Source organism: Spirosoma montaniterrae (assembly GCF_001988955.1).
Taxonomy (GTDB): Bacteria; Bacteroidota; Bacteroidia; order Cytophagales; family Spirosomataceae; genus Spirosoma; species Spirosoma montaniterrae.
Genome location: NZ_CP014263.1, coordinates 5677357 through 5693239, shown reverse-complemented (window position 1 = coordinate 5693239; position 15883 = coordinate 5677357). Strand labels below are relative to the sequence as shown.

At 53.7% G+C, this 15883-nt stretch carries 14 protein-coding genes; 7 read left to right on the top strand and 7 right to left on the bottom strand.

What is annotated here, in order from left to right:
* The first annotated feature begins 108 nt into the window (after positions 1-108).
* Together AWR27_RS24560 and AWR27_RS24555 are read left to right on the top strand one after the other, a co-directional pair.
* Positions 109-1548, top strand: a complete 1440-nt coding sequence (locus tag AWR27_RS24560; protein ID WP_077133623.1) for a hypothetical protein — start codon at positions 109-111, stop codon at positions 1546-1548.
* A 90-nt stretch (positions 1549-1638) separates the two neighbouring features.
* Positions 1639-2088 (top strand): ferritin-like domain-containing protein, encoded by a 450-nt coding sequence (locus AWR27_RS24555; protein ID WP_077133622.1) that lies wholly within the window; start codon positions 1639-1641, stop codon positions 2086-2088.
* Positions 2089-2193: 105 nt separating this feature from the next.
* Here the strand turns inward: AWR27_RS24555 and AWR27_RS24550 are convergent, their stop codons facing one another.
* The 4 genes from AWR27_RS24550 to AWR27_RS24535 all read right to left on the bottom strand — a co-directional run bounded on the left by AWR27_RS24550 (position 2194) and on the right by AWR27_RS24535 (position 5508).
* The gene (locus AWR27_RS24550; RefSeq protein WP_077133621.1) at positions 2194-3060 is read right to left on the bottom strand and encodes an aldo/keto reductase; all 867 of its coding nucleotides are present in this window, start codon (positions 3058-3060) and stop codon (positions 2194-2196) included.
* Positions 3061-3132: 72 nt separating this feature from the next.
* Positions 3133-4281 carry an IS200/IS605 family element RNA-guided endonuclease TnpB gene (gene tnpB / locus AWR27_RS24545; RefSeq protein WP_077134187.1) on the bottom strand — a complete coding sequence of 383 codons (1149 nt, stop codon included), beginning with the start codon at positions 4279-4281 and terminating at the stop codon, positions 3133-3135.
* Positions 4282-4375: 94 nt separating this feature from the next.
* Positions 4376-4603 (bottom strand): DUF433 domain-containing protein, encoded by a 228-nt coding sequence (locus AWR27_RS24540; protein ID WP_077133620.1) that lies wholly within the window; start codon positions 4601-4603, stop codon positions 4376-4378.
* A gap of 47 nt (positions 4604-4650) precedes the next feature.
* Positions 4651-5508 carry a prephenate dehydrogenase gene (locus AWR27_RS24535; protein WP_077133619.1) on the bottom strand — a complete coding sequence of 286 codons (858 nt, stop codon included), beginning with the start codon at positions 5506-5508 and terminating at the stop codon, positions 4651-4653.
* Positions 5509-5652: 144 nt separating this feature from the next.
* Between AWR27_RS24535 and AWR27_RS24530 the strand changes: the two genes are divergently transcribed.
* From AWR27_RS24530 to AWR27_RS24515, 4 genes are all read left to right on the top strand, one after another.
* Positions 5653-6993, top strand: a complete 1341-nt coding sequence (locus AWR27_RS24530; protein ID WP_077133618.1) for an NAD(P)/FAD-dependent oxidoreductase — start codon at positions 5653-5655, stop codon at positions 6991-6993.
* A gap of 52 nt (positions 6994-7045) precedes the next feature.
* The gene (locus AWR27_RS24525) at positions 7046-9160 is read left to right on the top strand and encodes a S46 family peptidase (RefSeq protein ID WP_077134186.1); all 2115 of its coding nucleotides are present in this window, start codon (positions 7046-7048) and stop codon (positions 9158-9160) included.
* Between the two features lie 166 nt (positions 9161-9326).
* Complete coding sequence (locus tag AWR27_RS24520) at positions 9327-9836, top strand: DinB family protein (RefSeq protein WP_077133617.1); 510 nt, start codon at positions 9327-9329, stop codon at positions 9834-9836.
* A 16-nt stretch (positions 9837-9852) separates the two neighbouring features.
* Complete coding sequence (locus tag AWR27_RS24515) at positions 9853-12084, top strand: S9 family peptidase (protein ID WP_077133616.1); 2232 nt, start codon at positions 9853-9855, stop codon at positions 12082-12084.
* Between the two features lie 7 nt (positions 12085-12091).
* Here the strand turns inward: AWR27_RS24515 and AWR27_RS24510 are convergent, their stop codons facing one another.
* Positions 12092-13588 (bottom strand): capsule assembly Wzi family protein, encoded by a 1497-nt coding sequence (locus tag AWR27_RS24510; protein ID WP_077134185.1) that lies wholly within the window; start codon positions 13586-13588, stop codon positions 12092-12094.
* A gap of 74 nt (positions 13589-13662) precedes the next feature.
* Here AWR27_RS24510 and AWR27_RS24505 point away from each other — a divergent pair, with 74 nt between their 5' ends.
* Positions 13663-14487, top strand: a complete 825-nt coding sequence (locus tag AWR27_RS24505; RefSeq protein WP_077133615.1) for an aldo/keto reductase — start codon at positions 13663-13665, stop codon at positions 14485-14487.
* 243 nt (positions 14488-14730) lie between these two features.
* On the opposite strand, the gene AWR27_RS24500 is transcribed toward AWR27_RS24505, so the two are convergent.
* On the bottom strand, positions 14731-14985 hold the full coding sequence (locus tag AWR27_RS24500) for a hypothetical protein (RefSeq protein ID WP_077133614.1): 255 nt from the start codon (positions 14983-14985) through the stop codon (positions 14731-14733).
* 43 nt (positions 14986-15028) lie between these two features.
* Positions 15029-15772, bottom strand: coding sequence for a Nif3-like dinuclear metal center hexameric protein (locus tag AWR27_RS24495; RefSeq protein WP_077133613.1), 744 nt, complete (start codon positions 15770-15772; stop codon positions 15029-15031).
* Positions 15773-15883: the final 111 nt, after the last annotated feature.

The window sequence follows — 15883 nt, the reverse complement described above, 5'->3', positions numbered from 1 at the left end:
GCCATAAAGTAATGCCATGTCGTCAGGATATGGCATTACGGCGTTTATGTTTGCATAGCCAATTCGTACCCGCTACCTTTGGTCATCCAGCTTTCAACGCTAACGTCTATGCCAAAAATTTTTTCGCTCGCCCTCTGCCTGATGCTCAGCGCACTGGCGTTTACCTGCGTCCGCGATTATCCGGCTACGGCACCCTACACTCGTCCGGTTGACACGAACCCGCCATCGGGCGGATTACCTCCGCAGCAACAGCCAAACGCGCCTAAACGCCTGTTTCTGCAAAACGACAAAATTCGCGTAGGTATCGACCTGAACGCGGGCGGAGCATTTACCTACCTTTCCGAAGCGGGTAGCACCGTGAACATGGTCAATAACAACGACCTGGGTCGGCAGTGGCAAACAGCCATTTATGCTGGCCCCGTCCCCTACAGCGTAAACGGCAAAAACCCCGTGCCGCAGTGGGTGGGGCTGGGTTGGAACCCGGTACAAACGGGCGACGTACATAACAACCCCGCTCCCATCATCAGCTACCAGCAGAGTCAGAATTTAGTGTACGTAAAGAACAGACCGCTGATATGGCCCCTGCTCAATGAACCCGCCGACTGCACGTTTGAGCACTGGGTCGAATTGCAGGACAACGTTGTTCACGTCCGGTGCCGGGTCGTAATTGAGCGACGGGATACAACCCAATACGAAGCCCGGACGCAGGAAACCCCCTGTATTTACCTGAACGGCCCTTACTATCGGTTTGTGACCTACAACGGCAACCGCCCATTTACCAACGACGCCACGGTTGAATTTACTGACCGGGATATGATTAACCGGTACGGCACTGAAAACTGGATCGCCCTACTCAACGAACAGGGCCGGGGCCTTGGCCTGTATCGCGATAACCAATATATGTTTGTGTCGGCAGGATTTGGTCTCCCTAAAGTAGGTACTGAATACGATAATAACAGCGGCTACATTAACAACAACATGTTTCTGCTGGTCGACCACAATGGCACGTATGAGTATGATTACTACGTAGTTGTGGGCACACTGGCCGACGTTCGGCAGTTTGCCTACAGCCGTCCACGTCCGGCAGCCGGCCCAAATTACGTGTTCACAAATGACCGACAGGGCTGGTATTATTATAACACCCGCGACACAGGCTGGCCCATCAGGAATGAGCTAAACATCCGCTGGCAACGCAACAATACCGAGCAGGCACGTTTCCGGCTCATGGCTCCGATGGCTTTCTGGCGGGCCACCGACGTGCCAAAAATTTATATTCATGCGGCTTTCCAGACCAAAGCTACCCAGGCCAGTATCGTTTTTCGTAAACCCAGCGATCCTGACTTTTTAGACCAGCCCAACCGAACCGTTACCTTCCCAATTATTGGCGATGGGCAGTATCGGATTTATGAAGTAACCATGAGCGGACGCGAAGGCTGGGACGGTATTATCAACCAAATGTCGCTGACGGCTCCCGATGGGCAGATTCAATTCGAGAAAGGCTCGACCGTTCGGATTAAGAGCATCACCATGACTCCTCCGAATGGGTAAGCAACATGGATGAATTAGTGAATAATCCGAAACAAACAGACGGGTGCGTAGTTCTTACCTACGAATTTATAAACTATTGGAGCAACCGTTATGATTAAGAACGAAGACATTGTCGAGGATTTGAACGACCTCGTCAAAATTAACAACGACCGCATTCAAGGCTACCAAAAAGCTGTTGAAGATACTGAAGACGCCCAGTTAGACGACCTGTTCCGGCACTACATCATCCAGAGTCAGAACTTCCGTAGCCAACTGGCCGACCATATTGTGCGTATCGACGGCACCGCCGTTACCGATGCAACGTCTACCGATCTGCCAAGTAAAGTACACCGGGCCTGGATCGACATTAAGGCAGCCTTAACCGGCAAAGACCGCGACACGGTGCTAAGCTCAGTTGAGTTTGGAGAAAATGCCGCTATCGAAGCCTACAAAGATGCCATTGAGAAAGACCACATTCCAGCCTACATTAAAGAGGATTTGGTAAAACAGCTCGGTCAGCTTGAGGACGCTTACGAGAGAGTAACCGCACTAAAGAAGTAAAATATAAGGGGTAAGGAGTAAAATGGGTAAGGTTGGAAAGAAGGTTTTATTCAAACCAATTGTCTTTTCCAACCTTACCCGTTTTACTCCTTACCCCTTACACCTTCATTGTGGCAACGGCATATCCTGAAAATCTTCCTCCGTCAGGGCGATCTCCGCAGCCGCTGTGTTCTCTTCCAGATGTTTCACGGATGAAGTGCCAGGAATCAACAGCATCACAGGCGATGCGGCTAACAGCCACGCCAGCGCAATTTGATAGGTAGTCGTGCCGTGACGTTCGGCCACCCGGCGCATCGATTCTTCGTCTCCGAGGCTACCTCCGCCCAGCGGATACCACGGAATAAACGCAATGTTGTTTTCTTCACAGTACGCCAGCACCGAATTCCATTTCTGTTGAGAAAAGCTGTACATGTTCTGTACCGATACCACCTCAAAATACTGCTGCGCTTCCCGAATCTGCTCAACGCTCACCTCCGACAGACCGATGTGTTTAATTTTGCCCTGTTGTTGCGCTTCCTGCAAAAAGCCGAGATACTCTTCCGACGGCACTTTATCATCGAAGCGGTGTAGCTGATACAGATCAATCTGCTCGACTTTCAGCCGCTTCAGGCTTCCATTCAGAGCTTCTTCCAAATGTTTCCGGCTTCCGTCAACGGGCCATTGGTTCGGGCCGGTGCGGAGCAAACCGCCTTTTGTGCCAATCACCAGACCGTCGGCGTAGGGGTGTAGTGCTTCGGCGATTAGCTCTTCCGATACATACGGGCCGTAAGAATCTGCCGTATCGATAAAATTGATGCCCAGGTCGAGGCAGCGTTTCAGTACACGAATGGCTTCGTCGTGGTCGCGGGGTGGCCCCCAGATGCCGTCGCCCGTAATGCGCATGGCTCCGTAGCCCATTCGGTTCACGGCCAGGTCGTTGCCGAGTGTTACGGTGCCAGAAGCCAGGGCGGGTTTATTTGTTTCGGTTTGCATGAGTTTGTTGGGTTGCTGTTAAAGAATGTTGACACTCTCCCGGCTAAAGCCATGAGATTCTTGCTTCAACGACTACCTAACGGCGGTCTCCACAAGCGCAGATTCGGGGCTGTCCACCCCTATTAGGTTCTGTTTCTGAAACGCAAACCTGACAATGTTGTTAGCCGCCAATAGGTCCCTATTGTGTGTGGTTCCACATGCTGAACACGTCCAAACCCGATCTTTCAGCGTGAGGGCGTGGTTCAATGTGCCACACGTGCATAGTTTTGAGGATGGTTCAAAGCGTCCAATTTTCACCAGGTTCTTGCCCTGCCACTCACATTTGTATTCGAGCATCGACACGAAGCTACCCCAACTCACGTCTGCAATAGCACGGCTGAGTTTGGTGTTCTTCAGCAGGCCCGAAATGTTCAGGCTCTCTACGCAGACCGTTTGGTTTTCACGGACTATCCGGGTAGACACCTTGTGTAGAAAGTCGGTACGCTGGTTGCTTACCCGCTCATGCTGTCTTGCCAGTCGAACTCTGGACTTATTTCGGTTACTACTACCCTTCTGCTTCTTGCTGTGCTGGCGAGAAAGCCGACGCAATTTTTTGAGTGACTTCTTTAGAAAGCGCGGGTTGGCAATCGCTTCGCCCGTTGAGAGGGTAGCAAAGTCTTTCAGGCCCACGTCGATACCGACCGCTAACGCTTGGTTGGGTGCTGATTTTGCGGGTAGTACATCGGTCGTTTCGACCAACACCGATGCAAAGACCTTGCCCGTGGCCGACTTCGAGACCGTTACGGTCTTGATGGTGCCGACAAACTCGCGGCTCAGGACGGCTTTCACCTTGCCAATCTTAGGTAGTTGGATAGTCGAAGTACTGAAGTCAACCTTGACGTTTTGGGGACACTGGAAACTATGCCGACTATCTTTCTTCGACTTAAAGCGGGGGAACCCTTTCTTTTCCCGAAAGAAGCGGGTGTAGGCTGAATCCAAATTCAGTAACGCAGATTGGAGTGCCTGGGAGTTTATTTCTTTCAGCCACTGCTGTTCTCCTTTCAGGTTGGGCAATTCCCGCTGTATATCGTACCGGGATAGTGCTTTGTTTTCGGTCTGGTATGCCTGCGTCTTTTTGGCTAAAGCCCAATTGTAGAGATACCGAACACTGCCAAAATGCCTGTTGAGTAAATCGGCCTGTGCAGCGTTGGGGTACAAACGGTATCGGTACGCTTTGGGCATAGACAAAGATACAAACGCATCCTTAGCAGTGCAAGTAATTAACGCTAATATTTTGGCCTGTATACTCCGATTAAAGCCGGGAGAATTAGGCAAATCATTTTCTTAACACATAATGGTTATCCATTAATCGCACGGCAAATTGTAGGCAGACGTCAATATCTTCTGGTTCCAGCATCGGATACTGATGTAAAATTTCCTCCCGACTGTCACCGGCGAAGTAGTATTCCAGAATAGTTTGAACCGTTACCCGCAATCCCCGGATGGTTGGTTTTCCATTACATAAGTCCGGGTCAATGGTAATCCGATCTGCGATATACTCCATGACGAATCGTTTTTTGACAAAAATAACATATCCAGACTACAGCGCGTTCATCGTTTCTCGATACCATCCAGTACACGCCGGATTACGTTGGCGCGTTGCATAAAGTCGAGTGAGGTGGTAATATCCTGATCGTCGATGACCTGCTTAAACTGTTGCAGAAACTCGATGTAAGCTGCCAGCGCGTCGGAGACATTGGCGCGGTTCTGGTCGAAGATGGGTGCCCACATCTGCGGGGAGCTTTTGGCAAGGCGCACGGTGCTGCTGAAGCCCGTGCTTGCCATGTCGAAAATGGCCTGCTCGTCTTTTTCTTTTTCCAGCACCGTCAGGCCGAGGGCAAACGCGCTGATGTGGCTCAGGTGCGAAACATAGGCCAAATGCAGGTCGTGTTCCTGCGGGGTCATGAAAAACAGCTTCATGCCAATATCGCGAAACAGGCTCTCCGCCAATTTCAGGCATTCGGCATCGCTTTTCTCGCGGTCGCAGATAATCAGGTTTTTGCCGGGCAGCAACTCCCGAAAGGCCGCGCCGGGGCCGGAGTTTTCGGTACCCGCCATCGGGTGAGCCGCCACAAACTGCGCCCGCTTCGGGTGTTGGTCGGCCAGAACGCAAATCTGTTCTTTGGTGGAGCCTAAATCCAGCGCGGTAGCACCGGGCTGCAGCAAATCCAGCACGGTGGGCAGTTGCTGCAAAATCACGTTCACGGGCGTTGCCAGCACCACAAGTGTGCTTTGAGCTACGGCTTCGGTCAGTGGCAAAACCTCATCGACAATGCCTTTCGCTAAGGCCAACTGTCCATTAACTACCGACGCATCGACCCCAACGAATCGCATTTTCGGGTATTTCTCACGCAGAGCCAGAGCAAACGAGCCACCCAGCAAACCAACGCCGATAATAGAAACTGTCATACAAAAATTATTCAGTCCGCAAAATAAGCCAACCAGCCCGGCATAATCACGCTCCTCGGTAACAAATCACTGGTTTGGCGAACAAAACGGCTGATTGTAAGGTACTATAGATGAGGAAATGCACAGGCTGATTACTCAACGATTATGCTTCAATACGACAAACTTTCGCTCAATATACCCGATACCACTAAACCCCGCGTGGTTATCATCGGTGGTGGATTCGGCGGTATGAATCTCGCCAAAAGCCTGCGTAATACCGACGTGCAGGTAGTGTTGTTCGATAAACAGAATTACAACGGTTTCTGGCCGCTGCTGTATCAGGTGGCTACTGCCGGGCTGGAGCCGGATGCCATTGCCGAGCCGTTTCGGAAAATGTTCGACGGTCAGAACGATTTCCATTACCGCATGGTGCGCGTCAACAAAATAAACCCCGACGCAAAAACCGTAACTACGCTCATTGGTGACCTGACCTACGATTTCTTAGTGATTGCCAGCGGCTCGAAATCGAATTTCTTCGGTAACAAAGACATCGAGAAATATGCCTTTCCGCTCAAAACCATTCCGGAAGCCCTGAACGTCAGGAGCCAGTTTTTGCAGTGCTTCGAGCAGGCCAGCATCACCCGCGACCCCGACGAACGCCAAAGTCTGCTCAACTTCGTGATTGCCGGTGCCGGACCAACGGGCGTTGAAATGGCCGGATCGCTGGCCGAAATGCGCCGACACGTGCTGCCCGCCGATTATCCGGGATTAGATTTCAGCCAGATGAACATCTATATCGTAGAAGGCATGGGCAAAGTATTGCCGCCCATGTCGGACGAGGCCGGGCAGAAAGCGCAACGTTACCTCGAAGAATTAGGGGTTATTGTCAAGCTCAACACCTTTGTAGAATCGTATGACGGTCAGACGGTTACGTTCAAAGGTGGGGAGCAGATCAGAACACAGACGCTGGTATGGGGCGCAGGCGTAACGGGCGCACTGCTCGACGGTATTCCTGCCGAATCGACCGAGCGGGGGCGTATTCTGGTCGATTCCATCAACCGGGTTCAGGGCCTGACCGACGTGTTTGCTATTGGCGACATTGCGTTCATGAAAACCGAGAAATGGCCGAAAGGGCACCCCGGCGTGGCGCAACCGGCCATTCAGCAGGGGCAGCATCTGGCTAAAAACATCCGCCGGATGCTCAAGAACGAGCCGACAGAACCGTTCGAGTATTTCGATAAAGGTTCGCTGGCAATTGTGGGTCGTAGCCGCGCCGTGGCCGATTTGCCGGGCAATATTCATCTCGGCGGATTCATTGCCTGGATGGCGTGGCTGTTCGTGCATATCTGGTATCTCGTCGGGTTCCGCAGTAAACTGATTGTTTTCAGTAACTGGATGTACCGGCTCTTTACCTACCAACGCGGCACCCGGCTCATCATTCGGCCCTTCATTCGTAAAGACAACCCGGTGGGAAATGAAATTATGCTGAAGAACGAGGTAGCGTAATACCCCGATGTTCTGTTACTTTCGCACTGCGATTGCACTAATTCAGAACGATATGCTACGAAAAACGTTGCACCCGGCAATGCTGACGGGTGCGCTGCTACTGGCGTTGCTTGGATCGGCTCCGGCCCAGACTACGACAACCACGCCAATCGACACTACCCTCGGCGGGCCGCTCGACCTCGGCAAAATGTGGACTTTCGACAGCCCGCCGACGGATTATTTCAAGAAAACCTACAACATCAACGCCGACGAAAAGTGGTTCGATGAAGCGCGCATGGCCGCGCTTCGGTTTGCTGATTACTGCTCAGCCTCGTTCGTGTCGGCCAACGGGTTGGTAATGACCAATCACCACTGCGCCCGCGAGTCGGGAACGGGCGTTCAGCGCAAGGGCGAAGACTTGAACGCGACGGGCTTCTACGCAAAAACGCTGGCCGAAGAGCGTAAAGTCGACGGTCTGTTCGTTGATCAGTTGGTAAAAATCGAAGACATCACCCGGCGGGTGCAAGACGCCATGACAGCCGCCGGAACAAACGAACAGGCACAGCTACAAGCCCGCGAGCAGGTGTTTGAAACGATCAAAACCGAGTATGGTGCCAAAGCCGAGTGGAAAGGATTAGAGTTGCAGGCCATCACGTTCTATAACGGTGGGCGATACGCACTCTACGGCTTCAAACGCTACACCGATGTTCGGTTGGTGTTCATGCCCGAACTGCAACTCGGCTTCTTTGGGGGCGATCCTGATAATTTCACCTACCCCCGCTATGCGCTCGACTGCTCGTTTTTTCGAGTCTACGACAACAATAAACCACTGCAAACCAAGCACTTCTTCAAGTTCAACACCAACGGTGTGCGCGACGGTGAACCGATTTTCGTAATCGGCAATCCGGGCCGTACCGAGCGACTGAAGACCGTAGCCGAGTTGGAGTTTGACCGCGATTTGCAGACGCCACATACCGTGCAGTTGCTGCGTAATCGCTCCAGCGCGCTGCAAGCCTACAACGCTACTGCCAAAAACGACAGTATTCTGAACGAGATTTTCAGCTACGAAAACAGCATCAAGGCCATTGGCGGGCAACTCGCCGGTATGCGCGACCCGACTCTGATGGCCCGTAAAGCCCGGTTCGAGCGGCAGTTCAAAGCAGCCGCACAAACCAAAAACGTCCCCGCCGACCAACTCAAAACCTGGGACGAACTGGCTGCCAACACGCAACAACTGCGTGGACTGTTCAACGATGCCACCTACCTTGGCCCCAGCGAACGCACGATGGGCGACCTGCTGACCTTTGCCAACGTGGTCACGCAATTTAGCCAGTTGCTTGCCAGCCGCCCCGAAGACGCCGAACGGGCGCGGTCGCTGATGGTGGCTCCGAGCGTGAAGAACATGGCACTGGAAGAAGCGTATTTGGCCGCGCACCTTGCTGAGGCTCAGGCCGGTTTGGGCAACAACGACCCATACGTGCAAGCCGCTCTCAATGGCAAGTCTCCCAAAGAAGCAGCCGCCTATTTAGTCAAAAACACAAAACTAACCGATCCGGAGTTCGTCAAAGAATTAGCTACGCGCCCCAACGCGGCCAGTGCATCAGACGATCCGATGCTGGCTCTGGCCCGGATTGGCTTTCCGCGCTATCTGGCAGCGGCCCGGCAGGCCCGCCAAATCAGTCAGCGGCAGGAGGTGCTGCGCGGGCAATTGGGCCGGATGCTCTACGCCGTATATGGCAACGCCGTTCCGCCCGATGCTACGTTCTCGCTCCGCATCAACGACGGCGTGGTGCAGGGGTATCCGTACAACGGTACGCAGGCTCCCATCATCACTACCTTCGCCGGGCTTTACGACCGCAATTATTCGTTCGGCGATAAGGCCCCGTGGAATCTGCCCGCCCGCTGGAAAAATCCGCCCGTAGCGTTGTTGAAAGAGCCGATGTGTTTCATTAGTACCAACGACATAATCGGGGGTAATTCGGGCAGTCCGATGATCAACAAAAACCGCGAAGCGGTGGGTTTAGTGTTCGATGGCAACATGGAGAGCCTGCCCGGCGAGTTCATCTTCGTACCCGACCTGAACCGCAGCATTTCGGTACACGCAGGCGGTATGGTAGCGGCCATGCGCTACATCTACAAAGCCGACCGGCTCGTTGGCGAATTAACGGGCGTTGCTGTTAAAAAGTAGAGACGCAACCCTTTGCGTCTCCCTCGCGCCAGCCATTAACCCGCTAGCCATTAGCCCGTTGCGTCTCCCTCGCGACAGCAAGATGCCATCTGGTTCCAGTAAAATACCATCCGGTTCACGTAGAGACGCAAAGGGTTGCGTCTCTACACGTAAATGCCCTCCTTCCATGACAAAATCCGACATTCCCGTTCTGCCCAATTTTTTCGACCGGTACATCAACCTGGCCGATGATCAGCAAGTAATCGACGCCCTCACGCAGTTCGATACGTTCGATAAGCATATTGCCCGCGAAACAGTTGAGCAACTGGGTGATTATCGCTACGCTCCCGGCAAGTGGACCGTGCGCGATATTATCCAGCACGTAATTGATAACGAACGCATTATGAGTTACCGAGCCTTACGTTTCGCCCGTAACGACAGCACCGAACTGCCCGGTTACGACGAAGAACTGTTCGGGCTGAACGCGCAGGCCAATCGCCGAACCGTAGCCGATTTATACGACGAATACGCGCTGGTTCGGCAGTCGAGCATCGCACTGTTCCGCAGTTTTGACAACGAGATGCTGCAACGAAGCGGGGTTTGTTTTCACCAGCCGATGTCGGTGCTTGCGCTCGGCTTTGTACTTGTTGGTCATGCCCTGCACCACGCCAACATCATTCGGGAGCGGTATCTGTGAAACAACCTTTTAACGTATGCATAAGCTATTCATCCTCTTTCTTTTAGCACCGCAACTGCTCTGGGCGCAAACTAAGCAAAAAATCACCGTTACCGACCTGACACGTATCAAACAGGTAGGTAGTATCGCTATCGCGCCCGATGGCAAACGCGCAGTTTACGCACTCACGACTATAGAGCCGGGCGTCGCTACGTCGGGCGTCGCTACGTCGGGTTCTGACCAAAAAAACGAATACGACTATCGAACCCATATCTACCTGACTGGCCTGAAACCCGGTGATAGTCGCGCCCTCACGCGGGGCAGCGAATCGGCGCGGGGAGCGGTGTGGTCGCCCGATGGTACACGGCTGGCGTTTGTGCGTAACGTAAAAGGCAAAAGCCAACTTTTCGTGATGCCGCTCGACGGGGGCGAAGCCTGGCAACTTACCAATGGTTCATACTCGGTGTCGGAACCGCTGTGGTCGCCCGATGGGAAGCAGCTTGCGTTCACGGCCTCGGTGCCGATGACCGCGCTGCTGACCGACTCGCTGCTGAATCCGGGCAGGAGCGGTCCGGTATGGTCGCTTGAGAAACCGGGCTTTGCCAACAACAATTTTCTCAAACCCGATACGTCTGTAAAACCTAACCCCGATGGGTCGCTGGCCGAAATCAGGGCATATCTGGCAAAAGACGTTGAAGACAAAAAGGCAAAGGTGATAAACCGGCTCAATTTTCAGGGCGAAGCTACCACCGAGCCGGACATGAGTTTCGCGCATCTCTACATAGTCGATGCAACCGAAGGTGCCACGCCCAGACCCCTGACACGCGGTTTTACGTCAGTGCAGGCCACCGCCTGGCACCCCAACGGGCAGGGCTTACTGGCAACTGCTGATCGCGATACCACTCAACACCCCGACCGTGAACAGGCTAAAGCCATTGTCTTTATTCCGGCCAACGGCTCCGGGCAACGCGTGGTAGTGCTGGGCGATGCGGGAAAGCGATACGGAAGCCCAACACCCGCACCCGATGGGCGGACACTGGCGTTTTTGGTTGGCCCCTCGGAGGGCGTCAACGTACCGCAGTTGGCGTTGGCCGCGCTCAACGGTGCGTCGGCATCGGCGGTTCAGGTTCTTGATTTCGACCGGGGAGCCAACAACCTGACGTGGGCTACAATGCCAGCAACCACTAAAGGCCGTAAACCAGCTTCGGCCAATTATACGCTGTATTTCACGGCTCCATCGAACGGTGGCGTGCCGCTGTACCGGCTCGATCCGGCAACTCGAAAGCCCGAACAACTGACCGATGTTGAGAGCGGCATTACGACGTTCGACGTGTCGGGTAATAGAATAGTTTTTGCGAAAACTCAGGTAGAAAATCCATCGGAACTGTACACCAGCCTCACCGAAGACAAAACCATTTCCGGTGTGAAACTCACTACCCACAACGCCTGGGTGGAGCAAAAGCAACTGAGCTACCCCGAAAAGCGGACCTATAAAAACTCACTTGGGCAAACTATCGACTACTGGATTATGAAGCCCACTGTGATGGCATCGGGCAAAAAGCACCCATTACTGCTGAATATGCACGGCGGGCCAACGGCCATGTGGGGACCGGGCGAAGCCAGCATGTGGCACGAGTTTCAGTACATGTGCGCTCAGGGATACGGCATCGTGTACGCCAACCCGCGCGGGTCGGGCGGGTACGGGCTGGCCTTTCAGCGGGCAAATATCAACGACTGGGGAACCGGCCCCGCCGAAGACGTGCTGGCAGCAGCTACCGACGCGGCCAAAGAAGCGTGGGTCGATACGGCGCGGCAGGTTATTACAGGCGGTTCTTACGCCGGTTATCTTACAGCGTGGATTGTGGCCCACGACAACCGCTTCAAAGCCGCCTTTGCGCAGCGGGGCGTTTATGACCTGACCACCTTTCTGGGCGAGGGCAATGCGTGGCGGCTCATTCCCAACTACTTCGCCTACCCCTGGACGCCCGAAGCCCGCGTTCTCGATGCCAACTCTCCGTATACCTTCGTGCAGAATATCCGAACGCCACTGCTCATCAAACACGGCGAAAACGATCTTCGCACGGGAGTAATTCAGTCTGAAATGCTGTACAAAAGTCTGAAAATTCTGAACCGCCCGGTCGAGTATGTCCGAATGCCCGGTGCCACTCACGAACTAAGTCGGAGCGGCAACGTGCGTCAGCGCATTGACCGAATGCTACGGATTTATGAATTTTTCGAGCGATACGTAGGCCCGACTATGACCAACTAATCCCGAATCACCACGTTCGGCGGACGCTCAAAAAACCGCCGAACGAATCGGGTAGTAACTCACCCCGGTCAAGCGCAAACGAGGTACTCAGCAACGTGCCAGCCCGGCGACCCAGCGGCCACTGCGCCGAAAGCAGTCCGGAAAACTGCCGGAAAACTGCCGGATAAGGGCGTTTGTACATACCGAAGTTGCGGCTGTGCGATGCCCGTACCGTTAGGGTTGGGCCGTTCCGAAACGCGCCGTTCAGGCCAGCGTACCACGTAATCAGGCGGTTATTTGGGAAGAATCCGGCACTCGATAAGCCCGCAACTGCCGGAGCCAGATCAGTGCCCGGCATAATAAACGGCGTACCAATGGTGCGGACCCGGTACGACCAGCCTTCGCGGTACTGACTGTTGTTAAAGTAGTTATCCTGTCCCTGGAAGCGGGCCGACAAATCGAATGTTGGCCCGCTTTGGTTTGTCGTGCGAAGCCATTCGACCACCACGCGCCGAATCTGAAACGTGTGGGTAGCTGGTTGATGATTCAGGAAACGCAAACCCGTTAGCCCGTCGGGCAGGTTCTGAAACGACAAACCCGACGCATCTTCGTAAGGATGTTGCCGATACAGGAGCCAATTGGCTTTTGGCCCATTCCATTCAACCCCCACGTCGTAGCTGCCTACGTGATTACCAATGCGGTTTGTGCCGTCGAAATCGGTAAAGCGACTGCTCTGGATGGCATCAGGATAGCTCCCCGTCACAATTGACAGGTAATCGCGGAACGAAGTAGGTAAACTACCATCGACCGACAAAGCGGTACCAACGAGGTAATCGGCCCGGCCACCCCATTGCACCTGATGATTTAAACCGCCGTAAAAACGCACCCGCCAATGGGGCTTGCCAAGGCGAGCGTACAGGTACTTTTGGTGCAGATAACTGCCTCGAATGTAGGTGTTTATAAACCAGCCATGCGCGTAGCCCGCCCGGAATGCAAAAAGATGCTTAGTAAAGCCAAGCGACACATAGTCGGGTGTGTGAAGCTGTATTTTTGGGAAAGGCAGCGCATTGCCCGACCAGGCCACGAAACCCGACGTCAGCAGGGTATCGCCAATACCGTACACCTCGCGCCGATTGCCCGCAAACAACTCCAGCCGACCGTACCGGATTTTGGCGTAAGCGTCGGGGAAAAATGCCGCCCATTTCTCAGACGCAGAAGCCAGCCCGCGCTCCGACAGAGCAGCATTCGCAACGGCGTTGATGCCAAACCCCCATCCGAAACGGGATGTCCGGCGGCTTTTGGCCGAGTCGGGACGTGTTTTGTAATCACGATACATACCCAGCCGTACAGTGGCCGCCGGGCTGTTGAGTGGCACGGTGCCATATTGGTTGGCCCGGAGCCAGAACGGCGTTTGCCTGACCGAAGCGGTCATCCCTCCTACTTCGGCTTCATAGCGAATCGGCTGGGCGCAAACCACCGTCAGGCCGAGTGGGGCGAAGCACATTAGTAAGTAAATCGTCCGCATAAACATCCCGCGCCGTAAGTCGTTTCAAACATACGGGTTAACTTCAGATTCTGACTCCAAAATTTATTTGACGTATGTACGTAAATACGCCGATTGTTACGCTCAACAATACCATCGACATGCCGCTGCTGGGCCTGGGCGTGTATGCTCCCAAACACAATAGCGAAGTACAACAGGCTGTAGAGTGGGCACTGGAAGCCGGTTGCCGCCTGATTGATACGGCGTCGGCCTACGGCAACGAACGCGAAGTGGCCGACGCCCTGCGAGCCAGCGGCCTGCCCCGCCAGGAAGTATTTATCACGACCAAAGTCTGGAACGACGATCAGGGCTACGATAAAACCCTGCGGGCGTTTGACCGGAGTGCCGAGAAACTACGGCTCGACGTAATTGACCTGTATCTGATTCACTGGCCTTCCAGCCCGCACCGGCTCGACACGTGGCGGGCACTCGAAAAACTTTATACCGACGGTCGGGTGCGGGCTATTGGCGTGTCGAACTACTACCAGACACACATGGATGAGTTGCTTGAGCGGGCCACTATCGTTCCGGCAGTGAATCAGTTTGAGTTCAGCCCATATTGTTACCTACCCGACATACTGGCGTATTGCCGCAAAAAAGGCATTCAGCCCGAAGGCTATGCGCCATTGGTGCGGGGTGAAAAACAAAACGATCCGAGGTTGGTCGCCATTGCCGAAAAGTATGGTAAATCGACGTACCAGATTCTGGTGCGCTGGTCGATGCAACATGGCGTTGTAACGATTCCAAAGTCGGTCAAGCGCGAACGTATCCGCGAAAACTTCGACGTGTTCGATTTCGTGATTTCGGAAGCCGACATGGCCGAACTCAATACGTTTTATGACAACACCCGCGTAGCTCCCGACCCGCGCGACATTTTGTGATAACTCAGCTTTAGCTCATGATCAGGCTAACTTTTCCTTGTAATTACACGGGCACCGCCCCGTTTGCCCTTTCCTTTGCTTTTTATTGCCAGTCGAATCTTATAGCATCCACGCCCAAGAGATTCGCCCTGCGTTGGGTTTTCGGCGAGGCTTTCTCCCAAATTGCCTATATCGACTTTTATTGAAGGATATTTTTTGGACAGTTGCTTAAGCTCACGTACAAACGTTGGTGCGGTACTGACTTCATAACTCATTCAGCACCTCCTTCAATGAACGCGTTTTCAACTTTCCTTCTTTATACTGTTTTAACTCCGCAAAACCTTGTTTGATGGTGTTCCAGGTTTTACGCTGGGCGGGCGTGAGTGTATCCTCAACCGAACGGTCTTCCTGTTCCACCTCCTTCACTAACTGGCGGGCTAATTTACGCTTCTCACTGGCAGGAAGTTGCCGGGCTAAGTCTGCTACCTGACGGTACGATAATTGAATAGTTGCGGCCATTATCAAAACTATTTCCTCAAAGATAACAGTTTTAAAAACCTAATTAATGCCTCATAACCGTTAACGCCGGCCATTGCGCCTGTATCAGCGTGGCCAACGCCTGTAGTCCCCACTCTTCGGTACGGCGGTGGCCCAGGGCAATGACGGCGATACCGACTTCATTTACAGCTTCCTGTGCTGGTTTGCGGTATTGGCCCGTCAGGTAAAGCTGCGCGCCCCGGTTGGCGGCTTCGCGAACGAGCGCATCAGTCATGGCTCCAACCACAGCCACGCGGCTGATGGTCGGGTGCCGACCCATTTCGGCCCGGTCGTAGCCCTTAAATTCGTCGCGGGCCTTATACAAATGCGCGTCGAATTCGCCTTCCGGCACGGATAGCAGCATCCCGATGGGGCGCGGAGGCAATAGCATTCCAGCTTCGTCGGTGGCTTGTTTGAAGCCCAGCGGTTCGGGCGGGGTCTGTGCGTTCAGTCGTTCGGCCAACCGTAGATTAAAGCCAATGGTCAGGTGTTCGTCAAAGGGTAAATGATGATGCAGAATACCAATGTTGGCTGGTATTGTGTTCATATCGAGATGCCAGGGACGGTGCAGCCACAGCGCGTCGATCTGGTTATCGACCAGCCATTGGGGCAGGCGGGGAAAGGGTTCCAGAGCCAGGCCAAGTCGCGCAACGGGCCGGTTAGATGCGCGATAAATACCACCACGCTCAGTAGCTGAATACTGCTGAACGCTTAGTTGGGTTCGTAAAAACTGGGCAATGTCGTTAGGTAGTATGGTCTGGTTACTCATTGGTTAATGAACCATGTATAGCGAGAAAAGTTGGCTATTTATGTACCGTTCGCTCAATATCAATTGGTTGTCAACAAAATAAAGCAGTAGCTTTGCAGCATTAAAACGCAA